Annotated in this window: 24 protein-coding genes and 1 tRNA gene; 15 read left to right on the forward strand and 10 right to left on the reverse strand. The window is 72.7% G+C overall.

Annotated elements, in window-relative coordinates; translation table 11 throughout:
• Positions 1 to 225 precede the first annotated feature (225 nt).
• On the reverse strand, positions 226 to 1623 hold the full coding sequence (locus ACFZAX_RS27050; RefSeq protein ID WP_390964880.1) for a gluconate:H+ symporter: 1398 nt from the start codon (positions 1621 to 1623) through the stop codon (positions 226 to 228).
• Positions 1624 to 1635: 12 nt separating this feature from the next.
• The gene (locus ACFZAX_RS27055) at positions 1636 to 2145 is read right to left on the reverse strand and encodes a gluconokinase, GntK/IdnK-type (protein WP_390964881.1); all 510 of its coding nucleotides are present in this window, start codon (positions 2143 to 2145) and stop codon (positions 1636 to 1638) included.
• 271 nt (positions 2146 to 2416) lie between these two features.
• Between ACFZAX_RS27055 and ACFZAX_RS27060 the strand changes: the two genes are divergently transcribed.
• The 3 genes from ACFZAX_RS27060 (at position 2417) to ACFZAX_RS27070 (ending at position 5003) form a co-directional block, all read left to right on the forward strand.
• Positions 2417 to 3118: an FCD domain-containing protein gene (locus ACFZAX_RS27060; RefSeq protein WP_390964882.1), complete on the forward strand. Its 702-nt coding sequence runs from the start codon at positions 2417 to 2419 to the stop codon at positions 3116 to 3118.
• Positions 3119 to 3288: 170 nt separating this feature from the next.
• The gene (locus tag ACFZAX_RS27065; RefSeq protein WP_390964883.1) at positions 3289 to 4374 is read left to right on the forward strand and encodes an S-(hydroxymethyl)mycothiol dehydrogenase; all 1086 of its coding nucleotides are present in this window, start codon (positions 3289 to 3291) and stop codon (positions 4372 to 4374) included.
• Positions 4374 to 5003, forward strand: a complete 630-nt coding sequence (locus ACFZAX_RS27070; RefSeq protein ID WP_390964884.1) for an MBL fold metallo-hydrolase — start codon at positions 4374 to 4376, stop codon at positions 5001 to 5003. Before ACFZAX_RS27065 ends, ACFZAX_RS27070 begins: the two co-directional genes overlap by 1 nt.
• Positions 5004 to 5022: 19 nt before the next feature.
• Here the strand turns inward: ACFZAX_RS27070 and ACFZAX_RS27075 are convergent, their stop codons facing one another.
• Together ACFZAX_RS27075 and ACFZAX_RS27080 are read right to left on the reverse strand one after the other, a co-directional pair.
• Positions 5023 to 5961: a pseudouridine synthase gene (locus ACFZAX_RS27075; protein ID WP_390964885.1), complete on the reverse strand. Its 939-nt coding sequence runs from the start codon at positions 5959 to 5961 to the stop codon at positions 5023 to 5025.
• Between the two features lie 644 nt (positions 5962 to 6605).
• Positions 6606 to 6693, reverse strand: a tRNA-Leu gene (locus ACFZAX_RS27080).
• A 256-nt stretch (positions 6694 to 6949) separates the two neighbouring features.
• Between ACFZAX_RS27080 and ACFZAX_RS27085 the strand changes: the two genes are divergently transcribed.
• From ACFZAX_RS27085 to ACFZAX_RS27095, 3 genes are all read left to right on the forward strand, one after another.
• Positions 6950 to 8293, forward strand: a complete 1344-nt coding sequence (locus tag ACFZAX_RS27085; protein WP_390964886.1) for a M20/M25/M40 family metallo-hydrolase — start codon at positions 6950 to 6952, stop codon at positions 8291 to 8293.
• A gap of 166 nt (positions 8294 to 8459) precedes the next feature.
• Positions 8460 to 8693 (forward strand): chaplin, encoded by a 234-nt coding sequence (locus ACFZAX_RS27090; RefSeq protein ID WP_358762009.1) that lies wholly within the window; start codon positions 8460 to 8462, stop codon positions 8691 to 8693.
• A gap of 139 nt (positions 8694 to 8832) precedes the next feature.
• Positions 8833 to 9606 carry a chaplin family protein gene (locus ACFZAX_RS27095; RefSeq protein WP_390964887.1) on the forward strand — a complete coding sequence of 258 codons (774 nt, stop codon included), beginning with the start codon at positions 8833 to 8835 and terminating at the stop codon, positions 9604 to 9606.
• A 155-nt stretch (positions 9607 to 9761) separates the two neighbouring features.
• Here ACFZAX_RS27095 and ACFZAX_RS27100 read toward each other — a convergent pair whose 3' ends face one another.
• Positions 9762 to 9950, reverse strand: coding sequence for a DUF5703 family protein (locus tag ACFZAX_RS27100; RefSeq protein ID WP_266702672.1), 189 nt, complete (start codon positions 9948 to 9950; stop codon positions 9762 to 9764).
• 47 nt (positions 9951 to 9997) lie between these two features.
• Between ACFZAX_RS27100 and ACFZAX_RS27105 the strand changes: the two genes are divergently transcribed.
• Positions 9998 to 10666 carry a hypothetical protein gene (locus tag ACFZAX_RS27105; RefSeq protein WP_390964888.1) on the forward strand — a complete coding sequence of 223 codons (669 nt, stop codon included), beginning with the start codon at positions 9998 to 10000 and terminating at the stop codon, positions 10664 to 10666.
• Between the two features lie 108 nt (positions 10667 to 10774).
• Here the strand turns inward: ACFZAX_RS27105 and ACFZAX_RS27110 are convergent, their stop codons facing one another.
• Positions 10775 to 13093 carry a helix-hairpin-helix domain-containing protein gene (locus ACFZAX_RS27110; RefSeq protein WP_390964889.1) on the reverse strand — a complete coding sequence of 773 codons (2319 nt, stop codon included), beginning with the start codon at positions 13091 to 13093 and terminating at the stop codon, positions 10775 to 10777.
• Entirely contained in the window at positions 13090 to 14073 is a 984-nt protein-coding gene (locus tag ACFZAX_RS27115) for an aldo/keto reductase (RefSeq protein ID WP_390964890.1), read from the reverse strand. Before ACFZAX_RS27115 ends, ACFZAX_RS27110 begins: the two co-directional genes overlap by 4 nt.
• A 141-nt stretch (positions 14074 to 14214) precedes the next feature.
• Between ACFZAX_RS27115 and ACFZAX_RS27120 the strand changes: the two genes are divergently transcribed.
• The gene (locus ACFZAX_RS27120) at positions 14215 to 15267 is read left to right on the forward strand and encodes an LLM class F420-dependent oxidoreductase (protein WP_327174869.1); all 1053 of its coding nucleotides are present in this window, start codon (positions 14215 to 14217) and stop codon (positions 15265 to 15267) included.
• 127 nt (positions 15268 to 15394) lie between these two features.
• Positions 15395 to 16183, forward strand: a complete 789-nt coding sequence (locus tag ACFZAX_RS27125) for a ferritin-like domain-containing protein (RefSeq protein WP_390964891.1) — start codon at positions 15395 to 15397, stop codon at positions 16181 to 16183.
• Between the two features lie 42 nt (positions 16184 to 16225).
• Here the strand turns inward: ACFZAX_RS27125 and ACFZAX_RS27130 are convergent, their stop codons facing one another.
• The gene (locus ACFZAX_RS27130; RefSeq protein ID WP_390964892.1) at positions 16226 to 17221 is read right to left on the reverse strand and encodes a CorA family divalent cation transporter; all 996 of its coding nucleotides are present in this window, start codon (positions 17219 to 17221) and stop codon (positions 16226 to 16228) included.
• 75 nt (positions 17222 to 17296) lie between these two features.
• Between ACFZAX_RS27130 and ACFZAX_RS27135 the strand changes: the two genes are divergently transcribed.
• The 4 genes from ACFZAX_RS27135 to mshC all read left to right on the forward strand — a co-directional run bounded on the left by ACFZAX_RS27135 (position 17297) and on the right by mshC (position 21023).
• Positions 17297 to 18019 carry an MSMEG_4193 family putative phosphomutase gene (locus tag ACFZAX_RS27135; protein ID WP_390964893.1) on the forward strand — a complete coding sequence of 241 codons (723 nt, stop codon included), beginning with the start codon at positions 17297 to 17299 and terminating at the stop codon, positions 18017 to 18019.
• A gap of 122 nt (positions 18020 to 18141) precedes the next feature.
• Positions 18142 to 18732: a DUF3090 family protein gene (locus ACFZAX_RS27140; protein ID WP_390964894.1), complete on the forward strand. Its 591-nt coding sequence runs from the start codon at positions 18142 to 18144 to the stop codon at positions 18730 to 18732.
• Complete coding sequence (locus ACFZAX_RS27145; RefSeq protein WP_390964895.1) at positions 18696 to 19529, forward strand: SCO1664 family protein; 834 nt, start codon at positions 18696 to 18698, stop codon at positions 19527 to 19529. The genes ACFZAX_RS27140 and ACFZAX_RS27145 overlap by 37 nt, the downstream gene beginning before the upstream one ends.
• A 264-nt stretch (positions 19530 to 19793) precedes the next feature.
• Positions 19794 to 21023, forward strand: a complete 1230-nt coding sequence (gene mshC, locus ACFZAX_RS27150; RefSeq protein WP_390964896.1) for a cysteine--1-D-myo-inosityl 2-amino-2-deoxy-alpha-D-glucopyranoside ligase — start codon at positions 19794 to 19796, stop codon at positions 21021 to 21023.
• 138 nt (positions 21024 to 21161) lie between these two features.
• On the opposite strand, the gene ACFZAX_RS27155 is transcribed toward mshC, so the two are convergent.
• A complete protein-coding gene (locus ACFZAX_RS27155; RefSeq protein ID WP_390964897.1) occupies positions 21162 to 22265 on the reverse strand; it encodes a PAC2 family protein in 1104 nt (367 codons plus the stop codon).
• 261 nt (positions 22266 to 22526) lie between these two features.
• Between ACFZAX_RS27155 and ACFZAX_RS27160 the strand changes: the two genes are divergently transcribed.
• Both ACFZAX_RS27160 and ACFZAX_RS27165 read left to right on the forward strand, forming a co-directional pair.
• The gene (locus ACFZAX_RS27160) at positions 22527 to 23861 is read left to right on the forward strand and encodes an enolase C-terminal domain-like protein (protein ID WP_390964898.1); all 1335 of its coding nucleotides are present in this window, start codon (positions 22527 to 22529) and stop codon (positions 23859 to 23861) included.
• Positions 23858 to 24637, forward strand: a complete 780-nt coding sequence (locus ACFZAX_RS27165; protein ID WP_390964899.1) for an SDR family oxidoreductase — start codon at positions 23858 to 23860, stop codon at positions 24635 to 24637. The genes ACFZAX_RS27160 and ACFZAX_RS27165 overlap by 4 nt, the downstream gene beginning before the upstream one ends.
• 55 nt (positions 24638 to 24692) lie before the next feature.
• Here the strand turns inward: ACFZAX_RS27165 and ACFZAX_RS27170 are convergent, their stop codons facing one another.
• Positions 24693 to 25364 carry an FCD domain-containing protein gene (locus ACFZAX_RS27170; RefSeq protein WP_390964900.1) on the reverse strand — a complete coding sequence of 224 codons (672 nt, stop codon included), beginning with the start codon at positions 25362 to 25364 and terminating at the stop codon, positions 24693 to 24695.
• Between the last annotated feature and the right edge of the window lie 27 nt (positions 25365 to 25391).

Raw genomic sequence — 25391 nt, forward strand, 5'->3', positions numbered from 1 at the left:
GCGCCCGGCCCCGGCCGCCGGCGGCGCCGGCGGTGGGGGTGGGGGGGGGGCCCCCCGCGGCCGCCCCGCCCCCCGCCCCCCCCCCCGCCCCCGACCGGTCCGGGAAGCATGTATGGGCATGCGTTCCGGACCGGTCGGGCGCCTGTGGTCGCGCCGGGGGCGTCGGCTCCCGGCGCGACCCACCCGGTGAAGCGGGGCGGGGCCGTCAGGGACCCGCGTGGGGTCCTACAACACCAGGGAGAGAAGCAGGATGAAGACCAGCGAGCAGACGGAGATGATGCTCTCCATCACCGACCAGGTCTTGACCGTCTGACCGACGTCCATCCCGAAGTACTCCTTCACCAGCCAGAAACCCGCGTCGTTGACGTGGCTGAAGAAGAGCGAGCCCGCGCCGACCGCGAGGACCAGCAGGGCGGCGTGCGCGGTCGACATGTCGGCCGCCAGGGGGGCGACCAGACCGGCCGCCGAGATGGTGGCCACCGTCGCCGAACCGGTAGCGAGCCGGATGCCGACCGCGATCAGCCAGCCGAGCAGCAGCGCGGGGATCGACCAGTTCTCGGAGAACTCCAGGATCATCCGGCCCACGCCGGCGTCGATCAGCGTCTGCTTGAAGCCACCGCCCGCGCCGACGATGAGCAGCACGCCCGCGATCGGGGCGAGCGACTTCTCGACGGTGCCGGCCAGCCGGTCCTTGGTGAACCCGGCGGCCCGGCCCAGCGTGAACATGCCGACGATCACGGCGGCGAGCAGGGCGATCAGGGGGGAGCCGATGACGTCCGTGACCTTCTGGACGCCGTTCTCGGGGTCGTCCACGACGATGTCGACCAGGGCCTTCGCCAGCATCAGCACGACCGGCAGCAGCACGGTGGCCAGTGTCGCGCCGAAGCTCGGCCGGTGCTCCAGCTCCTCCGAGGCACGCTCGGGGACCATGCGCTCGGGCGCCTTGATGTCCACCCAGCGGGCGGCGACGCGGGAGAAGACCGGACCGGCGAGGATCACGGTCGGAATGGCGACGACCACACCGAGGGCCAGCGTGACACCGAGGTTGGCGTCGAGTGCGTCGATCGCGACGAGCGGGCCGGGGTGCGGGGGGATCAGCCCGTGCATCACGGAGAGGCCGGCGAGCGCCGGGATGCCGATCCGCATCAGGGAGTAGTTGCCGCGCTTGGCGACGAGCAGCACCACCGGGATCAGCAGCACGATGCCGACCTCGAAGAAGAGCGGCAGACCGATGATCGAGGCGATCAGCACCATCGCCCAGGGCATCGCCCGGCCGCTCGCCCTGGCGAGGATGGTGTCCACGATCTGGTCGGCGCCGCCGGAGTCGGCGAGCAGCTTGCCGAGGATCGCGCCCAGGGCGATGAGGACCCCGACGCCCGCGACGGTGGAGCCGAGCCCTGCCGTGAAGCTGGCGATCGTCTTCTCCAGCGGTGCCCCGGCGAAGGAGCCGAGCGCCAGCGAGCCGATGGTGAGCGCCAGGAAGGCGTGCAGCTTGAACTTGGTGATGAGCAGGACGATGACGGCGATGCCCAGGACGACGGCGATGCCCAACTGCGCGTTGCCCGCGGAGGTGATGGGATCGACGGCGTCCGCTGCCAACGTCTCGACGCTGAGACTGGTCACGGTGAGGGGTCCTTAGTTTCCGAGCCGGCGCAGTGCGGCGACGGCCCGTTCGGTTATTTCTTCGGGGGTGCCGGTCACGTCGACCTCGACGCCGGCCTCGTCCGCCTGCAGCGGCTGGAGGGTGGCGAACTGCGAGTCGAGCAGCGCGGTCGGCATGAAATGCCCCTTGCGCGCGGACATCCGCCCCTCGATGAGGGCGCGGTCCCCGGTCAGGTGCAGAAAGACGGCGTCCGGCGCCTCGGCGCGCAGCCGGTCGCGGTAGACGCGCTTGAGCGCCGAGCTGGAGACGACACCGCCGAGCCCGGCCCGGCCGTGCGCCCACTGCCCGATGGCGTCCAGCCAGGGCCAGCGGTCCGAGTCGTCCAGCGGGGTACCGGCGGACATCTTGGCGATGTTCGACTCGGGGTGGAAGTCGTCGCCCTCGGCGTACGGGACGCCCAGCGCGGTGGCGAGCAGGGGGCCGATCGTGGTCTTGCCGGTCCCTGCCACGCCCATCACCACGACGACGTGGGGGGTGCTCATTGGTGCCTCGCTGTCTTCTTCGACATCGGTCCGTCGGGATTACTGAAACTCATAAGGTCGTACTTATTCAAGTGAGTGTGACCTAAACGTCGTACTTAATGACCCGGAGGTTGTCCCAGCCCGCCCGGGACGACCCGTCGGCGTGCTTCCGGCCCCCGAGCGGCACCCGCATCCGGCGCCTGCCCCGGCCCCGTGCCCGTCACACCGGACGCGGGCGTCCCCCGCCGAAGGCCGCCCGGGGTGTCCCGGAATCGCCCCGTACCCTTGCCCCATGACCACGACGAGCCAGGGGCTCCATACGCATGTGCTGGACGCCCTGGGTCTGGAGATCACCTCGGGGAAGCGCAGTCCCGGCGACGTACTGCGCACCGACGAGATCGCCCAGCGGTTCGAGGTCTCCCGCACGGTCGTCCGCGAGGTGGTCCGGGTCCTGGAGTCGATGCACCTCGTCGAGTCCCGGCGCCGGGTCGGCGTGACCGTACGCCCCACCGAGGCGTGGAACGTCTACGACCCCAGGGTCATCCGCTGGCGGCTCGCCGGCGCCGACCGCCCGCGCCAGCTCCGCTCGCTGACCGTGCTCCGGTCCGCGATCGAGCCCGTCGCCGCCTCGCTCGCCGCCCGGTACGCCTCCCCCGCGCAGTGCGCGGCCCTCACCGAGTGCGCCCTCGGCATGGTCGAGACCTCGCGCGGCCAGCGGCTGGAGGAGTACCTCCGCCACGACATCGCCTTCCACCGGGTGGTGCTGAACGCCTCGGGCAACGAGATGTTCGCCCGGCTCGGGGACGTCGTCGCCGAGGTCCTGGCCGGCCGTACCCATCACCAGGTGATGTTCGAGGACCCCGACCCGGCCGCGGTGACCCTGCACGTCAAGCTCGCCGAGGCGGTACGCGAGGGGGACGCGGAGGCCGCCGGGCGACTCACCCGCGAGATCGCGTTCGGCGCCCTGGACGAACTGGACGTACTCGCGCCCTGAACGCCCGCCCGTGTCCGCGCACGCCCACCCCGCAGCGCGTACCTTTGTCCGAGTTCGATCTTCGGACAGCGGTCGGACGTCGCAGGGGCCCGGGCCGTGCGGACCATCCCGCCCGGCGGGAACGGGTCCGGCACGGCCCGGGGCCGCCACTTCAGAAGGAGACCAGGGTTATGCCGCAGCAGGTGCAAGGTGTCATCGCGCCGGGCAAGAACGAGCCGGTGCGGGTCGAGACGATCGTGATCCCCGATCCCGGACCCGGCGAGGCCGTGGTGAAGATCCAGGCGTGCGGGGTCTGCCACACCGACCTGCACTACAAGCAGGGCGGCATCAACGACGAGTTCCCCTTCCTCCTCGGCCACGAGGCGGCGGGCGTCGTGGAGTCGGTCGGCGAGGGTGTCACCGACGTCGCGCCCGGCGACTTCGTCATCCTCAACTGGCGGGCCGTCTGCGGCCAGTGTCGCGCCTGTCTGCGCGGACGTCCCTGGTACTGCTTCAACACCCACAACGCCAAGCAGAAGATGACGCTGCTCGACGGCACCGAACTCTCCCCGGCGCTCGGCATCGGCGCGTTCGCGGAAAAGACCCTGGTTGCCTCCGGGCAGTGCACCAAGGTCGACCCCGAGGTGTCCCCGGCCGTCGCCGGTCTGCTCGGCTGCGGCGTCATGGCGGGCATCGGCGCCGCCATCAACACCGGTGAGGTCGGCCGGGGCGACTCCGTCGCGGTCATCGGCTGCGGCGGCGTCGGCGACGCCGCCGTCATGGGCGCACGGCTCGCGGGCGCGGCGAAGATCATCGCCGTGGACATCGACGACCGCAAGCTGGAGACGGCGAAGAAGATGGGTGCCACGCACACCGTCAACTCCCGCACCGGCGACCCGGTCGAGGCGATCCGCGCCCTCACCGACGGCAACGGCGCCGACGTCGTCATCGAGGCGGTCGGCCGCCCCGAGACGTACGAGCAGGCGTTCTACGCCCGCGACCTGGCCGGCACCGTCGTCCTGGTCGGCGTCCCCACGCCCGAGATGCGCCTCGAACTCCCGCTCCTCGACGTGTTCGGCCGCGGCGGCTCGCTGAAGTCCTCCTGGTACGGCGACTGCCTCCCGTCCCGCGACTTCCCGATGCTCGTCGACCTGCACCAGCAGGGCCGGATCGACCTCGGCGCGTTCGTCACCGAGACCATCGGCATCGGCGACGTCGAGCGCGCCTTCGAGCGGATGCACGACGGCGACGTGCTGCGTTCGGTGGTGGTCTTCTGATGGCCGCCCGCATCGACCACCTGGTGACCTCCGGCACCTTCGCCCTCGACGGCGGCGAGTGGGACGTCGACAACAACGTCTGGATCGTCGGCGACGACCACGAGGCGATCGTCATCGACGCCGCCCACGACGCCGACGCCATTCTGACCGCCCTCGGCGGACGCACGCTGCGCGCCATCGTCTCCACCCACGCGCACAACGACCACATCGACGCCGCCCCGGCCCTCGCCGAGGCCACCGGCGCCCCGGTGCTGCTCCACCCGGACGACCTGCCGCTGTGGAAGCAGACGCACCCCGACCGCACGCCCGACGGCGAACTGGCTGACGGCCAGGAGATCGAGGTCGCCGGCGTCCGGCTGACCGTCCTGCACACCCCGGGCCACGCCCCGGGAGCCGTCTGCCTGTACGCCCCCGAGCTGGCCACGGTCTTCACCGGGGACACCCTCTTCCAGGGCGGCCCCGGCGCCACCGGCCGGTCGTTCTCGCACTTCCCCACGATCGTCGACTCGATCCGGGACCGGCTGCTCGCCCTCCCGGCGGACACCACCGTCCGCACCGGACACGGCGACTCCACCACCATCGGCGCGGAGGCCCCGCACCTGGAGGAGTGGATCGCACGCGGTCACTGACCGCCGCGAGCCGTCCCGGTCACCGGTCCGGCCACGCGGAGAGCCGCAGCCCGCTCCTGAAGCGGCGCGGCCCGCCGGTGACCGGATCGGTGAACTCCAGCGCCCGCGCCAGGAGTTGCAACGGACGCGACCAGTCGTCCGGCGCGCCCTCCGGCTCCACCACCGGGTAGAGCGGGTCGTTGACCAGCGGCAGACCCAACGTATTCATGTGCAGGCGCAGTTGATGGGTGCGCCCGGTGGCCGGCAGCAGCCGGTAGCGGCCGAGGCCGCCCCGGTGCTCCAGCAGCTCGACCCGGCTCTCGCTGTTCGGCTCGCCCGGTTCCTCACGCGCGGCCACCACCCCGTGCTCCTTCACGATCCGGCTCCGCACGGTCCGGGGGAGCACCAGCCCCGGGTCGTACCCGGCGACCGCCTCGTACTCCTTGCGTACCAGCCGGTCCCGGAACAACGTCTGGTACGCGCCCCGGTCCTCGGGGCGTACGACGAAGAGCACCAGGCCCGCCGTCAGCCGGTCCAGCCGGTGCGCGGGCTGGAGGTGCGGCAGCCCCAGCTCGTGCCTCAGGCGCGCCACCGCCGTCTGCGTCACGTGCCGGCCGCGCGGCGTGGTGGCGAGGAAGTGCGGCTTGTCGGCGATCACGACGTGCTCGTCGCGGTACACCACCCCGACCGGGAACGGCACCGGCTCCTCGGGCGCGAACTCCCGGTGGAACCAGAGCCCGAGCCCGCTCTCGTACGGCCGTGACCCCGGCACCGGCCGCCCGTCCGCTCCGACGAAGAGCCCCTCCGCCAGCATGGCCTCCACCCGCGCCGGCCCGACCGCGGCACCGAACCGCTCCCGAAGATGGTCGCCCACGGTCGCCCACGCCCCCTCGGGGTCCACGGGCAGCCGCACCCGCACGGGATCGACGCCGTGCCGCTGCGGCAGCGGCGAGGCGGTGGACTTCCGGCGGCCCCTCACCGGGCCCCCTCCCGGAGCCGCGGCGGCAGGGGAGGGCCGCCCCCGGTCACCGGTACGGGCGACGGGCGGGCGGACGCGGGGCGGGGCATCGAGGGGCCTTTCCGGTGACGGATGACGGGTGAGGGCACCGCTCGGCCGCGACGGACGAAGGCCGGGCGCTGTGCCCGTGGGCGGCGGGGAGGGCGGTGCCCGGCGGCGGCCCGCCGGCCCGTGGAGAACCGTCCCGGAGCCGCTGTCGTTCGGCGGTCCGGGCACCCACAAGGTACGCCACCGGGCCGGACGGCCGCGAAAGCCCGAGCGCGACGCCCACGACGCGGGGCACGCGCCGGCGCGCACGGTCCGAACAGACCGCCGCCCACGGTGTCCGTCCAGTGCCGGGACCGCCCCGTCCCGTGCCGGGAGGGGGCGTGGAACCCGGGACCTGTCGATTCCATGTACCTGGCGTGACGCACGCCTGTCGTTCGTGCACGGCCCATTCATCGTGCAGGGCGGCGAAGACGTCTTTGTCGCGGACCTGATCCTCCGGCCGCGCACCCCGTGAGACGCGACGGCACCGCCCGCCGGTGCGCCGGGACCGACGGGTTTGCCGGACGACGGCACTCCCACAAACGCAGAGAGACCCCAGATCAACTGGGGTCTCTCACTGGTGTCCGAGGGGGGACTTGAACCCCCACGCCCGATAAAGGGCACTAGCACCTCAAGCTAGCGCGTCTGCCATTCCGCCACCCGGACAAGGTGTCTGCCGTTCTCGGGGCCGTTGTTCCTGTCCCGTTCCGACGTGGAAAACAATACCAAACATTCGGGGGCGCTCGATCACCCCCGGGGCCACCCCGTCGGCACCCCCGCGCCGACCTCGTTCCCGCCCGGGTTCCGCCCGCGGGGCGGCCTGTGTGACGGGCACATGTCGTCGGGGGGACGGCCTTGGGCTGCGCGGGGCCGGCGCGCGAGGATGAGGGGGAGCACCACCGTGACAGTGGAAGGAATCAGTGTGAGCGAGAGCAGCGCCTCCCAGGCAGGTCCGTCCGGGAAGACCGGCAACGCCGAGAACGAGGTCGTGGACCTCTGTCGTGAGCTGATCCGGATCGACACCAGCAACTACGGGGACCATTCCGGCCCCGGCGAGCGGCTCGCCGCGGAGTACGTCGCGGAGAAGCTCGCCGAGGTCGGGCTGGAACCGCAGATCTTCGAATCGCACAAGGGCCGCGCGTCGACCGTGGCCCGGATCGAGGGCGAGGACCCCTCCCGGCCCGCGCTCCTCATCCACGGACACACGGACGTCGTCCCGGCCAATGCGGCCGACTGGACCCACGACCCCTTCTCCGGCGAGATCGCGGACGGCTGCGTCTGGGGACGCGGCGCGGTGGACATGAAGGACATGGACGCCATGACGCTCGCGGTCGTCCGCGAGCGGATGCGCAGTGGCCGCAAGCCCCCGCGCGACATCGTGCTGGCGTTCCTCGCGGACGAGGAGGCCGGCGGCACGTACGGCGCCCGCTACCTCGTCGACAACCACCCGGGGCTCTTCGAGGGCGTCACCGAGGCCATCAGCGAGGTCGGAGGCTTCTCGCTGACGGTCAACGAGCAGCTGCGCCTCTACCTCGTGGAGACGGCCCAGAAGGGCATGCACTGGATGAAGCTGACCGTGGACGGCACCGCCGGGCACGGTTCGATGATCCACAAGGACAACGCCATCACCGAGCTGTCCGAGGCGGTCGGCCGGCTCGGGCGCCATCAGTTCCCGGTCCGGGTCACCAAGACCCTGCGCCACTTCCTGGACGAGCTCTCGGACGCCCTGGGCATCGAGCTCGACCCGGAGAACATGGAGGAGACCCTCGCCAGGCTGGGCAGCGTCGCCAAGCTGATCGGTGCCTCCCTGCGCAACACCGCCAACCCGACACAGCTCGGCGCGGGCTACAAGGTCAACGTCATCCCGGGCCAGGCGACCGCCCACGTGGACGCCCGCTTCCTGCCGGGTTACGAGGAGGAGTTCCTCGCCGACATCGACCGGATCCTCGGCCCGAACGTGCGGCGCGAGGACGTGCACGCGGACAAGGCGCTGGAGACGACCTTCGACGGCGCCCTCGTGGACGCCATGCAGAAGGCCCTGGTGGCCGAGGACCCGATCGCGCGGGCCGTGCCGTACATGCTGTCGGCCGGCACGGACGCCAAGTCCTTCGACGACCTGGGCATCCGGGGATTCGGTTTCGCGCCGCTCAAGCTGCCGCCGGAGCTCGACTTCGCCGGCATGTTCCACGGGGTGGACGAGCGTGTACCGGTGGACGGCCTGCAGTTCGGCGTACGGGTGCTGGACCGCTTCATCGACCACAGCTGAGGCGGTACTCCCCGCTTCCGACCCGCCCCGGTGACGTGATTCGCCCGCCTGTCCGTGCCTCACCGGAAAGAGTGAAAGGGGGGTTGGGCTCGTAGCCCTCTGAATTTCTCCTCGTTACAGGTGATGCGGTCCGCGGCTGGGACCGCATTTCCAACGAGGAGGAACAATGATCAAGAAGATTGCCGCCGCTGCGGCTGTCACCGGTGGTCTCGTGCTCGCGGGTGCCGGCATGGCCGTTGCCGACGCGGGTGCCCAGGGTGCCGCCATCGGCAGCCCCGGCGTCATCTCGGGCAACGTCATTCAGGTCCCCGTCCACGTTCCGGTGAACGTGTGCGGCAACACCATCGACGTGATCGGGCTCCTGAACCCGGCCTTCGGCAACACCTGCGTCAACGCCTGACGTTGAGCGTCAACCCGTAAGGGTTTGAGCCCGGTCGGCCCCGGAGCGCGCGCCATGCGCTCCGGGGCCGACCGGCATTCGGCCCTCGCACGGTCGTGTCCGGGGGTAATTCGGAAGTGCAGAAGGCAGGAAAACACCTATGCGACAGGTCACTCGTAAAGGCCTGATCACCATGGCGGCAGCGGGCGGAGTGCTCGCACTCGGTGGGGGCTACGCGCACGCCGACTCCGGAGCGGCTGCCGCCGCGACGAACTCCCCGGGAGTGGCGTCCGGGAACAGCATCCAGATTCCGATCGAGGTTCCGGTCAACGTCTGCGGGAATTCCGTCGACGTCGTCGGTCTGCTCAACCCGGCATTCGGAAACAGCTGCACGAATACGTCGCAGGGCGGCTCCGTGGCCGGCGGCGGCACCGGCCGGACGTCCGGCTCCCCGCACGCGGGCGCCGGAGACACCTCGGCGCACCAGGGCCAGAACGCCCCGGGAACCGGCAAGCACCGCGCCACCGACTCCACCAAGGCGCTCGGCGGCGGCGGAGCCACGGCGGAGGGGGTCGCGCAGGGCTCTCCCGGCATCCTCTCCGGCAACAGCGTCCAGGCACCGGTCGACATCCCCGTCAACGTCTGCGGCAACTCCGTCGACGTCGTGGGTCTGCTCAACCCGGTCTTCGGCAACGACTGCGCGAACGACGCCACGTACGTTCCGCCGCCCGTCGTACCGGAGGTCCCGGTCACGCCGCCCGAGGAGCCCGTCGCTCCGCCGGCCCACGAGCCGCCCGCCCCCGAGGTGCACACTCCTCCGCAGCTCGCGGAGACCGGTGCCGGTGACCTCAGCATGCTGATCCCGGCCGGCGCGGGCATGCTGCTCGCCGGCGCCGGCGCGGTGTTCTACCGCCGCTCGCGCAGCGCCGCCTAGGCGGACCGCCCGGGACCGGAACCGGGAGGGGCCACACCGTTCGGACCGGGCCGGGGCGCGCGAGCCCGCCGCGGTCCGGACTCAGGCGCCCCGCGCCCGGTGCCGGGCATGAGGGAGGGGAGCGGGTCCCGCGGTCGCGGGGCCCGCTCCTGGCGTCACCAAGTGGCCCTGAGCTGGCGGATGATCCTCCGTCGCAGCCGCACCCTGCGACTGCCGTCGTGGCGGAGCGTCAGGCGGTCCAACTCCCAGTGCCCGTACTCGGCGTGGTCGGTCAAAAGTCGGGCCGCATCCTTGCGGGAGACCCCGCGCGGCACGTACACGTCGACAAATTCGTATTCCGGCATCGCATCTATTGTGCGGGCAGAGCCCCGGTACGGATAGCGTCTGCCTCATGTCTGATGCTGCGCAGCCCACCGCTGCCGAGGTACGTGCCGCCGCCGAAGCGGTCAAAGCCGCGATCGACCGTCACCTCGACGCGGTCGAACGCCGTAGCGGGGACGAGGACCCCGCCGTCTACGAAGCGTTCAACGCTCTCGCCGCCGCCGCCGAGGTCTACGACGAACTCCTCTACGAACGGCACGACGAAGTCACTCCCTTCGAGATCCCGGGCGCGGACGACTCCCTGCCCCCGTACGCCGGACCGGCCGAGCCGAGCGCGCTCAGCGTGCTGATCCGGCGCGACTACGCGGTGGAGGACCCGCAGCGGCTGCTCGCCCAGGCGCAACGCCTCGCGGACGCCGATCCGGACGATCTCGACACCGGCCACGCCGCGGTCGTCGGTACCAGCGTCCACGCCGCGCTCGGCGTGCTGTTCGGCGAGTACGAACCCGACGAGATCGCTTCCCGCCACAAGGAGTTCGGCCTCGCCGAGGGGGACTCCACGCTCTGGATCGCCGCGGCCGAGGAAACGGCGGAACCGGGCGAGTGGCTCGGGACCCCCTTCGACGACGTGGACCCGGAACTGGTGGTGTGCCGGTTCGACGTCAGCTCGGTCTTCGACGACGACCTGGACGACGATCCCGACGACGACGAACTGGACGACCTCCCGTCCGGGGCCTGACCACACTCGACTGAGCCCGACGGCTCACGGAAGGCCGGTGGCCCGGTGCGCGACGCACCGGGCCACCGGCCTGTCCGAGGCACCGCGGGGCTTCCTCCGGGACAACCCTCAGGACGAGGCTTCGGGTGTCGGCAGCGCCTCCAGGAGGGCGCGCAGCCGTGTGGTGCGCTCCTGTGCCGGGATCTCGGCCACGGCCCTGGGCAGCGCCCGGTCCACGCCGTGCACCACGGACAGATGACGCTCGCCCCGGCCGAACGCGGTGTACACCCATGGCCTGCTGAGTCCCTGCGCCGCGTCCCCGGGGAGCACGACGACCGCGGCCGGCCAGCGCGTCCCCGCCGCCTGGTGGGCGCTGAGCGCCCAGCCGTGCCGGACCGCGGAGGCCACCCGGCCCTGCGGTACGACGACCTCGGTGCCCTCGCAGTCCAGTCGCAGCCCCTCGGCGTCGGCCGACACCACGACTGCGGGTACGGTCCGGCCGGGCGAGGGCACGTGGACCACCCGGTCGCCCGGGTCGAAGCCGCCGAACCGGCCGGGCCCGGGGTTGAGACGCTCCTTGAGCGCCGCGTTCAGCGCCCGGGTACCTGCCGGGCCGCCGTGGCCCACGGTGATCACCCGGGTGTCCGCGGCGTCGATGCCGAACGCGCGCGGTACGGAGTCGGCGACCAGCTGCACGGTGCGGTGGACGGCTTCGCCCGCGTCCCGCACCGGCACGATCACCACTTCCTTGCCCGGCGCCTCGACCTGGTTCAGCTCACCGATGCCGATGCCGGAGACCAGCTCGCCGATGGGCCCGGGATCGGGTGTGCGGGAGATCACCTGCGGGCAGGCCCGGGCGGCGAGCACGTCCGCGAAGACGCGGCCCGCCCCGGCCGAACCCAGCACCCCCGGGTCGCCGCTCAGTACCAGCCGCGTTCCGTCCGCGAGAGCCTCCACCAGCGCCGCGGCGGTCTCCACGTCCAGTTGCGGGGCGTCCAGCACCACCAGCAGGTCGAGCGCGAGCGCTCCCTCCTCGTCCCGGCCGGGGCCCTCGGTGCCGGAGAGCAGTCCGGCGAGCGTGACGGCCGCTCCGGGGTCCCCGGCCCCGGCGGCCAGCCGGCGGCGGCCGTCCGTGCTGTGGGTGGCGCCCAGCGCGCGCAGGCCGAGCCCGTGGGCCGCCACCAGCAGGGCGGCGGGCTCCGCGCGGGCCGCCTCACCCCCGGCGTGGACGACCAGGCCCGCGCCCGCGACCGCACGGATCAGCTCCGCGGCCGAGGGCGAGGGGGCCGCCGAGGCCGCGTCCGTCCAGTCGGCGCCCTTCCCGCACGCGTTGGCCAGGCGGGCCAGACCGTCCGCGAGGCTCTCCTCGGCCAGGGCATACCGGTCGAGCCCCAGCAGAGCGGGGCCCGATGCCCGCCCACCGGCGTTCTCGTCGTCGGCCTCACCGCTGGTGCCGGCGCTTTCGTCGTCGGCGTTCCCGGCTGCGGACTCCTCGACGGGCTCCTCGGCCCCGGCCGGGTCCACCCCCTCCTCGAAGAGCAGCGCGACCCCCTCGGCCACCGCGTCGTCCACGGCCGTCTCCGGGTCCGTCACTCCGTGTCCGGCCAGCGCGGCCCGTACCGTGACGAGGTCCAGGGCCGTGTGGCCACGCACGGCGGCCTGCTCCAGCAGCCATCCCACCAGCGCGCCGGTCCGGCGCTCGTCGTCGGGACCGCACTCCGGCCCCAGCAGGGCGCGGGCGAACCCGTCCGCCTGCTCGGGGCGCACGCCGGGGACGGCCAGCAGCTGCCAGGGGTCCTGCCGCAGCACCTCGGCCGCCTGCTCGCCCAGCGTCCGGGCGGCTGCCGGAGCCAGCGCCGCCGGGCCGCCCGCCCCGGACAGCACGGCGCGTACCGCATCCACGGCCTCCTGCGGTACCTCCTGAGGCACCGGTGCGGCGGAGGCGGACCGGAGGAGGGGAGCGCGGGGGCGGTCCGCCACCTGAGCGGCAGGGCGCGCGGCGGGGGCGGGGGCGGGAGGAGCCTCGTAGAACGCGGAGGCGGTCTTCTGGCCGCTCTCCACCGCCCGGACGGCGGCCAGCAGCTCGGCGGCCGTGCCGCTCAGCCGCGTCCCCGCCGCGATGGGACCGGCCTTCTCGGTCTTCCGCTGCTCGATGCGCCGGCGCAGCTCGCGCTGGGCGGCGAGTTCGGCCTGCGCCTCGGACACCGCCGGGGGGTCACCCGCCTCGCCCGCGGTGGTGGCCTCGGGGGTCTCGCCCGACGCGGAACCGCCGGCCGGATCGTCGGCGGAACCGTCCGCGACGTCGACGGGCAGCCCCGAGGACTCCTCCGAGCCGCCCTCGGGCAGCCCCGGGCGGTCCCCGGTGCTCCCGGTGCTCCCGGTGTCCTCGGTGTCCTCGGTGTCCTCGGCCGAGTGGCCCGGGGTCTCCCCCCGGGGAAGCGCAGTCACAGCGTGCTCCAGTCCTGGTCCGGATAGCGGTGCACGGGCGCCGACACGTCGTCGAGCGCCTGGCAGATCTCGTCAGGAAGCGTAAGCGTCTCCACTGACAAAGCCTCGGTGAGCTGCTGCGCGTTGCGCGCGCCGATCACCGGTGCGGCCACGCCCGGCCGGTCGCGCACCCAGGCGAGCGCGACCTGCAGCGGGGTGGTGGCCAGTCCGTCGGCCGCCGTCGCGACCGCCTCGACGATGCGGCTCGCCGCGTCGTCGAGGTACGGCTCCACGAAGGGCGCCAGCTGCTCGGAGGCTCCGCGCGAACCGGACGGGGTACCCGTGCGGTACTTGCCGGTCAGCACGCCGCGCCCCAGTGGGGACGAGGGCAGCAGCCCCACCCCGAGGTCGAGGGCGGCGGGCAGCACCTCGCGCTCCACACCGCGCTGCAGCAGGGAGTACTCCATCTGCGTGCTCGCCAGCCGGGTCCGTGCCCCGGGCGCCGCGAGCTGCCAGGTCGCCGCCTTGGCCAGCTGCCAGCCGCAGAAGTTGGACACCCCCGCGTACCGCACCCGGCCGGAGGTGACTGCCAGGTCCAGTGCCTGGAGCGTCTCCTCCAGCGGGGTCACCGGATCGAAGGCGTGCACCTGCCACAGATCGACGTAGTCCGTGCCGAGCCGCTCCAGGGACGCGTCCAGCGCGGCCAGCAGATACCCGCGCGAGCCGTTGTACCTGCGGTACGGATCGCGCACGCTGCCCGCCTTCGTGGCCACCACGAGGTCCTCCCGCGGCACCAGCCCGGCCAGGAGCCGTCCGAGGAGGTACTCCGCCTCCCCGCCCCCGTAGGCGTCCGCCGTGTCGACCAGAGTGCCGCCTGCGTCCCAGAAGACCTTCAACTGGTCGGCGGCGTCGTGCTCGTCCGTGTCCCGGCCCCAGGTGAGCGTGCCGAGCCCGATCCGGGACACACGAAGGCCGGTACGGCCGAGATGCCTCTGCTCCATGGGCGCAGAGATTACTGTCCGGGCCCCCGGAGCGGGGAAGCCTGTGGACAACCATGGCACGGCCCTGCCCCTGCCGGACGGCGTCCCGCCGCGCTAGAGTCCGGCGCACAGAGACGTTACTGATCAGTAAGGGGAGTGGATATGCGGCTCGGCATCAATCTCGGTTACTGGGGCGCCGGCATGGACGCCGACAACCTCGCCGTCGCACAGGAGGCGGACCGCCTCGGCTACGACGTCTGCTGGGCGGCGGAGGCGTACGGCTCCGACGCGCCGACCGTGCTCACCTGGGTCGCGGCACAGACCGAGTCCATCGACGTGGGGTCCGCGATCATGCAGATCCCGGCCCGGCAGCCCGCCATGACCGCCATGACCGCGGCCACCCTCGACTCCCTCTCCGGCGGACGCTTCCGCCTGGGCCTCGGCGTCTCGGGGCCGCAGGTCTCCGAGGGCTGGTACGGCGTGAAGTTCGACAAGCCGCTGGCCCGCACCCGCGAGTACGTCGACATCGTCCGCAAGGCGATGGCCCGCGAGCGCCTGACGTACGAGGGACAGCACTGGACGCTCCCGCTGCCCGGCGGCCCCGGCAAGCCGATCAAGCTGACCGTCCACCCGCAGCGCGAGCACATCCCGCTCTACATCGCCGCCATCGGCCCGAAGAACCTGGAGCAGACCGGCGAGATCGCCGACGGCGCCCTGCTGATCTTCCCGTCCGCCGAACACCTTGAGGAGACCGCGCTGCGGCACCTGCGGGCGGGCCGCGAGAAGGCCGGGCTGCCACTGGCGGGCTTCGACGTCTGCCCGACCGTCCCACTGGCGGTCGGCGACGACGTGCAGGGCCTGGCGGACATGTTCCGGCCGTACACCGCGCTCTACGTCGGCGGCATGGGCAGCCGGAAGCAGAACTTCTACAACCAGCTCGCCCAGCGCATGGGGTACGAGAAGGAGGCCGCCGAAATCCAGGACAAGTACCTCGCCGGCGACAAGAACGGTGCCGCCGCCGCCGTCCCGCACCGGCTGATCGACCAGACCACTCTGCTCGGCCCGGTCGACCGGATCGCCGACGGGATGCGCGCCTACGCCGAGGCCGGTGTCACCACCCTCACCCTCGCTCCGGCCGGATTCACGCTGGAGGAGCGGATCGCCGCCCTGCGCGCCGGTACGGAGGCCCTGGAGCGCTCCGGCGCCGCCGAGTAACCGTCACCGGCCGGAGCGGGCCTGGGCGGGCCCCGACCCGCTCCGGTTGCCCGGAGCGCCGTTGAGCCGTTGACTTCTTACTCACGGGCCAGCCTTGTCTGCGGACACCGGTACGGAGGTGGCAGTCATGCTCTCGGCAAAGAGTCTCTTCCAGGAGATCCTCGACGACGACGAGTCGTTCCGGCTCTTCTGTTCCATCGCCGCCAGCGGTGAGTCGCAGGGGGGCTGGGAGAACGCCCGCATCGCCGCACTCGTCCCCAGGAGCCAGCGCTCCCTGGCCCCGAAGATCGTCCGGCACGGTGCCGACGAGGACAAGCACGGCCGGATCTTCAACGCGCTGCTGAAGAAGCGCGGGCTGCCCGCCGCCGAGGTCCCGGCCGACACCGACTACACGATGCTGCTGGAGCGCCACGGGATCGGCCTCGCCCACGAAAAGCTCAAGGGCGAGGAACCGCTCACGGAGCGCGACATCGTCACCTATCTGGCCCACAGCCGGGTCACCGAGCAGCGGGCCTCCGAGCAGATGCGCCTGCTGCTCACGTACTTCGCCGACGACCCCCTCATCGGCCGCGCCGTGCGGATGATTTCGCACGACGAGGACAACCACCTCGCCTACTGCCACGAGGAACTCCTCCGCCTCGCGCGCGCCGGCCATGGCCGTACGATCCAGCGCGTCCTGCGCGAGTGCGCCCTCGCCGAGATCGGGGTCTACCGCGACGTCAGCCTCGCCGTCATGGCCCACATGGGCCGCATTCTCGGCTGGCCCCGGCCGAAGGCGGCGGCCCTGGCGGCGGGGATCCACGCGATGTACGCGTACGAGCGGCTGGCCGGCTGGCGCCGGATGGTGAGCCTGGCCGAGCCCGAGCGCCGCGACGCCCTCGGCTCACCTGCCGTCGCGGGCGCCGAGTTCGCCTGAGAGCCGGGCCCGGTCCGCGTCGATCGCGCCGGACCGGTGCGGTCAGAGCCAGCCGCGCCGCTTGAACAGCCGGTACAGGCCGAGCACCGCCCCGCCCATCAGCACGATCACCGCCGGATAGGACCACCCCCAGTGGAGTTCGGGCATGTGGTCGAAGTTCATGCCGTAGATGCCCGCGACCATCGTCGGCACGGCGGCCATCGCCGCCCAGGCCGAGATCTTGCGCATGTCGTCGTTCTGCCGGACCCCCATCTGCGCCAGATGCGCCGAGAGGATGTCGGACAGCAGCCGGTCCAGCCCCTCCACCTGCTCGTTGGCGCGGGTGAGGTGGTCGCCGACGTCCCGGAAGAAGGGCTGCGACTCCGCGTGCACGAACGGCACCCCGGTTCCGGCGAGCCGGGTCACCGGCCCGGCCAGCGGCCCGGCGGCCCGGCGGAACTCCATCACCTGGCGCTTGAAGGTGTAGATGCGGCTCGCGGTGTGCTGGGACTCGGCGTTGCCGCTCGGCGCGAACACCTGGGTCTCCAGCTCTTCCAGGTCGATCTGCAGCTCGCCCGCCACGTCGATGTAGTGGTCCACGACCGAGTCGCTGACGGCGTACAGGACGGCGGTCGGACCCTGCCGCAGCACCCCGGGCTGGGCCTCCAGCCGGCGCCGCACGTCCGCCAGCGGGGCGCTCTCGCCGTGGCGGACCGTCACCACGAACGAGTCGCCCACAAAGACCATCAGCTCGTCCGCACTGACCGTGTCGCCGTCCGGCTCGTAGGCGATCGGCTTGAGCACCATGAGCAACGAGTCGTCGTAGATCTCCAGCTTGGGCCGCTGGTGCGCCTTGAGCGCGTCCTCCACGGCGAGGGGGTGCAACCCGAACTCCTTGGTCACCAGGGAGAACTCCTCCTCGGTGGGCTCGTGCAGCCCGATCCAGAGAAAGGCGTCCCCCACGGCCCGCGCCTCGTCCAGCGCGTCGGAGAAGTCCCCGGAGTTGTCCGTCCGGCGCCCGTCCCGGTAGATGGCACAGTCGACAATCACGGCGCGCATTCTTCCCTGCCCCGGCCGAAAGCACACCTTCGCCCCACCCCGGGGCCTGCGCGAGGGGTCGTTAGGCTGGCCGGTATGCCCACCCTGATCCTCGTACGCCACGGACGCTCCACCGCCAACACCTCCGGGGTGCTCGCGGGCCGTACCCCCGGTGTCCAGCTGGACGAGCGCGGCGCCGTCCAGGCCGCCGGGCTGCCCGGCCGCCTCGCCGGACTGCCGCTCGTGGCCGCTGTCAGCAGCCCCCTCCAGCGCTGCCGGCAGACCCTCCAGCCGCTGCTGGACGCGCGCCCCGGTCTCCCCCTGCACGTCGAGGACGATCTCTCGGAATGCGACTACGGGGACTGGTCCGGGCGCAAGCTCGCCGAGCTGTCCGACGAGCCGCTGATGTCGGTCGTGCAGCAGCACCCCTCCGCCGCCGCCTTCCCGGGCGGCGAGTCGATGCGCGCGATGCAGAACCGCGCGGTCGACGCGGTGCGGGCCTGGAACGCGCGCATCGAGGCCGAGTACGGCGAGGACGCCGTCTACGTGATGTGCTCGCACGGCGACATCATCAAGGCCGTCGTCGCCGACGCCCTCGGCATGCACCTGGACCTCTTCCAGCGCATCCACGTGGACCCCTGCTCGGTCACCGCCGTCCGCTACACGCGGCTGCGACCCTTCCTGCTGCGCCTCGGCGACACCGGCGACCTGGCAGGACTCGCCCCGCGCGAGCAGGGACTCGGAGCCGACGCCACCCCCGCCGACGACGCGGACCACGGATCGCACGCCCAGGTGGGGGGCGGCGCTGGGGCGCCGTGATCGCTCCTGGCGATAGGGTGGACGGGCCGTAGGCGGCCCGTCCGAGGGCTTCCCGGCACCCGTCCCCCGGGCGGCGGGGGTCAGACCCCGTCCGCCGCCGATTCCCCAAGGGAGAACTGGACGTGTCCCGTCAGGTGTTCCTCTACGACCCGCCGGAACGATTCGTGGCCGGCACGGTCGGGCTGCCTGGACGCCGTACGTTTTTCCTTCAGGCGTCCGCCGGCGGCCGGGTCACCAGCGTGGCCCTGGAGAAGACCCAGGTCGCCGCGCTCGCGGAGCGGATCGACGAACTGCTGGACGAGGTCGTCCGCCGCACCGGCGGCAACTCGCCGGTCCCCGCGGTCGCCCCGATGACCGTCGCCGACACCGCGCCGCTCGTCTCCCCCGTGGAGGAGGAGTTCCGGGTCGGCACGATGGCGCTGGCCTGGGACGGCGACGAGCAGTGCATGATCGTCGAAGCCCAGGCCCTCGTCGAGATCGAGGTCGAGACCGAGGACGACCTCGCGGCGGCGGAGGAAAGGCTTCTCCAGGACGAGGAGAACGGCCCGCCGATGCTCCGGGTGCGCCTCAGCGGCGCCCAGGCCCGGGCCTTCGCCAAGCGCGCCCTGGACGTCGTCTCCGCGGGCCGCCCGCCGTGCCCCCTGTGCAGCCTGCCGCTCGACCCGGAAGGACACGTGTGCCCGCGTCAGAACGGATACCGGCGCGGGGCATGACCACCGCAGCCGAACTGGTCACCCTGCTCACCGAGGGGCGGCTCACCGTCCTCGGCCGCGTACCCGGCGCCTCCAACGCGGTCCTGCGCTGCACCGTCGCCCATGAGGGCGTGGAGCTGCCGTGCGTGTACAAGCCCGTCGCCGGGGAGCAGCCGCTCTGGGACTTCCCCGACGGCACGCTCGCCCAGCGCGAGGTGGCCGCCTGGGAGGTCTCGGAGGCCACCGGCTGGGGGCTCGTCCCCCCCACCGTGCTGCGCGAGGGCCCGTACGGCGAGGGCATGTGCCAGTTGTGGATCGACGCCGAGCCGGACGCCGGCCCGATGCTCGCCCTCGTCGAGGGGGCGGAGCCGGAGGACGGCTGGAAGGCCGTGGGCCTCGCCGACGTGGGCGGGGGGAAGACCGCTCTGCTGGTGCACGCGGACGACGGCCGGCTGCGGCGGCTCGCGGTGCTCGACGCGGTGATCAACAACAGCGACCGCAAGGGCGGCCACCTCCTGCCCGCACCGGGCGGGCAGCTCTACGGCATCGACCACGGCGTCACCTTCCACTCCGACGACAAGCTGCGCACCCTGCTGTGGGGCTGGGCGGGCGAGCCGCTGACCGCCGAGGCGGTGGAGGTGCTGGACCGGCTCGCCGACGAGCTGGCACCCGGGGCGCCGCTGTCCGGACGGCTGGGCGGGCTCATCACCCCGGCGGAGCTGGACGCCGTACGCGAACGGGTCGCCGCGCTCCGGGCGGCCGGGCTGCACCCGGTGCCGAGCGGGCAGTGGCCCGCCATCCCGTGGCCGCCGGTCTGACGGACGCCTGGGACGGACCCGCGGGACGCTCCCGGGCGGCGGACCGGGGGCGGGTGGGCGGACTCGGGTGTGCCGTCGAACCGACGGCGTCCGCCGACCGCCGCCCGGCACGCGCGCCCGCCGCGTTCCCGGGTCCGGAAAGCCGGCCGGGAAGCCGCGCCCGGCCCGGATAACCGGGCCGGACGATTCCGTCAAGAATGCGTCTTCGGACACGATTCGCCATCCGGTTCGTATCCGGAACCTCCGTCCGGTTACGCTCATGACATGCATGCCTGGCCCGCTTCTGAGGTCCCCGCCCTGCCTGGCAAGGGCCGCGACCTTCGGATCCACGACACCGCGACCGGCGGACGGATCACCCTTGACCCCGGTCCCGTCGCCCGCATCTACGTCTGCGGCATCACGCCGTACGACGCGACCCACATGGGTCATGCGGCGACCTACAACGCGTTCGATCTCGTACAGCGCGTGTGGCTCGACACCAAGCGGCAGGTTCACTACGTCCAGAACGTGACCGACGTGGACGACCCGCTGCTGGAGCGGGCCGTGCGCGACGGAGAGGACTGGACCGCGCTCGCGGAGCGCGAGACCGCCCTGTTCCGCGAGGACATGACCGCTCTGCGGATGCTCCCGCCGAAGCACTACATCGGCGCGGTCGAAGCCATACCGGGCATCGTGCCCCTCGTCGAGCGCCTGCGTGACGCGGGTGCGGCGTACGAGCTGGAGGGCGACGTCTACTTCTCGGTCGAGGCCGACCCGCACTTCGGCGAGGTCTCCGGTCTCGACGCGGAGGCCATGCGGCTGCTCTCCGCCGAGCGCGGCGGCGACCCCGAGCGCCCCGGCAAGAAGAACCCCCTCGACCCGATGCTGTGGATGGCCGCCCGCGAGGGCGAGCCCAGCTGGGACGGCGGCAGCCTCGGAGCCGGACGGCCCGGCTGGCACATCGAGTGCGTCGCCATCGCCCTGGACCACCTCGGCATGGGCTTCGACGTGCAGGGCGGCGGCTCCGACCTCGCGTTCCCGCACCACGAGATGGGTGCCTCGCACGCGCAGGCCCTGACCGGCGAGCACCCGTTCGCCCGGGCGTACGTCCACGCCGGCATGGTCGGCCTGGACGGCGAGAAGATGTCCAAGTCGCGCGGCAACCTGGTCTTCGTCTCCACCCTCCGCCGTGAGGGCGTGGACCCGGCGGCCATCCGCCTCGCCCTGCTCTCGCACCACTACCGGAGCGACTGGGAGTGGACCGACCAGGTCCTCGCCGACGCCGTCGCCCGGCTCGGACGGTGGCGCGCCGCGGTCTCCCGCCCGGACGGCCCGTCAGCCGACGCCCTGGTCGAAGAGGTCCGCGATGCCCTCGCCGACGACCTGGACGCGGCGACCGCGCTGGCCGCCGTGGACCGCTGGGCCGAGCGCCAGCACTCCGAGGGCGGTACGGACGAGGGCGCACCCGGCCTCGTCTCCCGTACCGTCGACGCGCTTCTGGGCGTCGCCCTGTAGAACGTCGTCCTGCGGAACGCCGCCCTGTGCGGACGGGCGCCGTTCTGCGGAACCCGGACGCATCCGCGTACGGATACGGCCCCGGCCCTCTCCGAGAAGAGAGGGCCGGGGCCGTATCCGTACGCGGATGGGCGGAGGTCAGTTCTCCGGCGTGTCCCCGTCGGGGGAGCCGGAGCCCGAGTCCGAGCCGGAGCCGGAGTCTGAGCCGGAGTCCGTACCCGGGCCGGCGTCGTCGTCCGACGGCTTCTTCTCCGCGGATCCTCCGCCGCCCGTGTCCGGACCGGGCTCCGCCGGCCGCTGCGGCTTGGGCGGGCGGGTGCGGCCGCTCGACGGGTCGCGCAGGTACGGCACGTCCCCGCTCTCCGTGGCGTGCCCGCCGGGCGCCTGGCCCGGACCCGAGCCGGGGTCGCGGCGCCGCAGATAGCGCTCGAACTCGCGGGCGATGGCCTCTCCGGACGCCTCGGGGAGTTCGGCGGTGTCCCGGGCCTCCTCCAGCGTCTGGACGTACTCGGCGACCTCGCTGTCCTCCGCGGCCAGCTGGTCCACGCCGATCTGCCACGCGCGCGCGTCCTCGGGCAGCTCGCCCAGCGGGATGCGCAGCCCGAGCAGGTCCTCCAGCCGGTTCAGCAGAGCCAGCGTCGCCTTCGGGTTGGGCGGCTGCGAGACGTAGTGCGGCACGGCGGCCCACAGGCTCACCGCCGGAACGCCCGCGTGGGTGCACGCCTCCTGGAGGATGCCGACGATGCCGGTCGGGCCCTCGTACCGGGTCTCCTCCAGGTCCATGGTCGCGGCCAGGTCCGGGTCCGAGGTGACCCCGCTGACCGGCACCGGGCGGGTGTGCGGGGTGTCGCCGAGCAGCGCGCCGAGGATGACCACCATCTCGACGCCCAGCTCGTGGGCGAAGCCCAGCAGCTCGTTGCAGAACGAGCGCCAGCGCATGGACGGTTCGATACCCCGGACCAGCACCAGGTCACGGGGCTTGTCGCCACCGACGCGGACCACCGAAAGTCGCGTCGTCGGCCAAGTGATCTTGCGGACACCGCCGTCCAGCCACACCGTGGGGCGGTTGACCTGGAAGTCGTAGTAGTCCTCGGCGTCCAGCGCCGCGAACACCTCGCCCTTCCATTCCCGGTCCAGATGTCCGACCGCGGTGGAGGCGGCGTCACCGGCGTCGTTCCAGCCCTCGAACGCGGCCACCATGACCGGGTCGATCAGCTCGGGTACACCCTCGAGCTCGATCACCCAGGCCTCCTTCCGAAGTTCCCTCGCGTATCCGTACGCACCAACCTTACGGGTTGGAGCATTCCCATCCGAAGCCCCTTTGCACGGGCGGGTGAACCTCGGTCGCCGATGTGCAGCAGTGATCGAATCGGGGCATCTGCCTCCAGATTCATCCGAGCTGTGAGCCCCCAAATTCTCCCGGAGCTGGACGAAGGGGCTCGCTTGGCGCTATACATCGGATGTTCGCTGTAGAGATCCGATGTTATTGCCCTGGGGGCGCGCATGAGTCAGACCGTCACGGACGTCGAGGTCCACGACATCCGCTTCCCGACGTCCCGAGAACTGGACGGCTCGGACGCGATGAACCCCGACCCCGACTACTCCGCCGCCTACGTGGTGCTCCGCACCGACGCCCCCGGTGACGACGGTCCCCTCGAAGGCCACGGGTTCTGCTTCACCATCGGGCGCGGCAACGATGTCATGGCCGCCGCGATCGGGACCCTCAAGCCGTACCTGCTGGGCCGGCCCGTGCCGCGCACGGCGGCGGACCTCGGGGACCTGTACCGCGAGCTGACGCACGACTCGCAACTGCGCTGGCTGGGCCCGGAGAAGGGGGTCGCCCACATGGCGGCCGGGGCCGTCGTCAACGCGGCCTGGGACCTCGCGGCGAAGGCGGCCGGGCTGCCCGTCTGGCAGCTCCTGGCGACGATGACCCCCGAAGAGCTCGTCTCCCTGGTGGACTTCCGCTACCTCACCGACGCCCTCACCCCCGAGGACGCGCTGCAGATCCTGCGCGCCGCCGAACCGGGCCGCGCCGAGCGGACCGCGCGGCTGCTGGCCCACGGCTACCCCGCGTACACCACCTCGCCCGGCTGGCTCGGGTACGACGACGACAAGCTCGTCCGCCTCGCCCAGGAGGCCGTCGCCGACGGCTTCACCCAGATCAAGCTGAAGGTCGGCGGGGACCGCGACGACGACGTACGGCGCCTGAAGCTCGCCCGCGAGGCGGTCGGCCCCGACGTCCGGATCGCCGTGGACGCCAACCAGCGCTGGGACGTGGCCGAGGCGGTCGAGTGGATGAGCGCACTCGCCCCGTACGACCCGCACTGGATCGAGGAGCCCACCAGCCCCGACGACATCCTCGCGCACGCCGCCATCCGCGCCGGACAGCCGGTCAAGGTCGCCACCGGCGAACACGGCGCCAACCGGGTCGTGTTCAAGCAGCTGCTCCAGGCCGGGGCTGTGGACTTCGTGCAGATCGACGCGGCCCGGGTCGCCGGAGTCAACGAGAACCTCGCGATCCTCCTGCTCGCGGCGAAGTTCCAGGTGCCCGTCTGCCCGCACGCCGGCGGCGTCGGACTCTGCGAACTGGTCCAGCACCTCGCCATGTTCGACTTCGTGGCCGTCTCCGGCACCTGGGAGGACCGGGTCATCGAGTACGTCGACCACCTGCACGAGCACTTCACCGAGCCCGCCGTCGTGACCGGCGGACGGTACGTCACCCCGCGCACCCCCGGCTTCTCGGCCCGGATGTTCCCCGCGTCGATCGCCGAACACCGCTACCCGGAGGGCCCCGTCTGGGCGGCCCTCCCCGACCACGAGGAGGCCGGCCGATGACCGGTACGAACGACTTCGACGGACTGTCCGCCCTGGTGACCGGAGGCGCGTCCGGCATCGGCGCCGCCGTTGCCACGCTGCTGCTGGAGCGCGGCGCCCGGGTCGCGGTGCTCGACCGGGACACCGCGGGCGCGCCCGGGGGGACGTTCGCCGTCCGGGCCGACGTGACCGACGACGCCCAGGTCCGCGCGGCCGTCGACCGCGCCGCCGACGAGTTCGGCGGGCTGCACACCCTGGTCTCCAACGCCGGCATCGGCTCCATCGGCACCGTCGAGGACAACGCCGACGAGGAGTGGACGCGGGTCCTGGACATCAACGTCCTCGGCATGGTCCGCACGGCCCGGCACGCCCTGCCGCACCTGCGGGCCGCGGCCCTGGAGCGGCCCGGCGCGGTCTCGATCACCCAGACCTGCTCCATCGCGGCCACCGCCGGACTGCCGCAGCGGGCCCTCTACAGCGCGAGCAAGGGCGCGGTCCTCTCCCTCACCCTCGCCATGGCCGCCGACCACGTCCGCGAGGGCGTCCGCGTCAACTGCGTCAACCCCGGTACCGCCGACACCCCGTGGATCGGACGGCTGCTCGGCCAGGCCGGCGACCCCGAGGCCGAACGGGCCGCGCTCAACGCCCGCCAGCCGCTCGGCCGTCTGGTCTCGGCCGACGAGGTCGCCGCCGCGATCGTCTACCTGGCGAGCCCCGCCGCGGCCTCCGTCACCGGCACCGCCCTCGCCGTCGACGGCGGGATGCAGGGCCTGCGGCTGCGCCCCGCCGAGGACTGACCGGCCACCGGCTGCCGGCCACCGTACCGGCAGCCGGCCCGTGCCGCCTCCGCCCTCACAAGGTCGAGCGCAGCCACTGCTCCACGCTCGCCACGTGCACCGTCGCCCACGACCGCGCCGCCTCCGGGTCCCGGTCGCGCAGCGCGGCCAGGATGGCACGGTGTTCCTGGAGGGTGCGGCTGAGCGCGTCCTCCTGGGTCAGTCCGCGCCAGACCCGCGCCCGGGTGGTCGGCCCCGACAGGCCGTCCAGCAGCGAGCAGAGCACCGTGTTGCCCGAGGCCTGGACGATCCCCCGGTGGAAGCGCAGGTCGGCGGCGACGAGTTCCTCCACCGAGGGCTCCTCGCCCAGCGCGTCGAGCTCCGCCGCGAGCGCGTCGAGCTCCTCGTCCCCGATCCGTGAGGCGGCCATGGCCGTGGCGGCCGGCTCCAGGATGCGGCGGACCGCGAGGAACTCCAGCACCGTGTCGTCGCGGTGGAAGTCCACCACGAAACTCAGTGCCTCCAGCAGGAGCTGGGGGTCGAGGCTGGTGACGTAGGTGCCGTCGCCCTGCCGCACGTCGAGGATGCGGATCAGCGACAGGGCGCGCACCGCCTCGCGCAGGGAGTTGCGGGACAGCCCGAGGTCGGCGGCGAGTTCGCTCTCCTTGGGCAGCCGGTCGCCGGGGCGGAGCGCACCCGAGACGATCATGCCCTTGATCTTTTCGATCGCCTCGTCGGTGACAGCCATGACGGTCCTCCTGGGTACGGACGGGTT

This window comes from Streptomyces sp. NPDC008125 (assembly GCF_042957125.1).
Classification (GTDB): domain Bacteria; phylum Actinomycetota; class Actinomycetes; order Streptomycetales; family Streptomycetaceae; genus Streptomyces.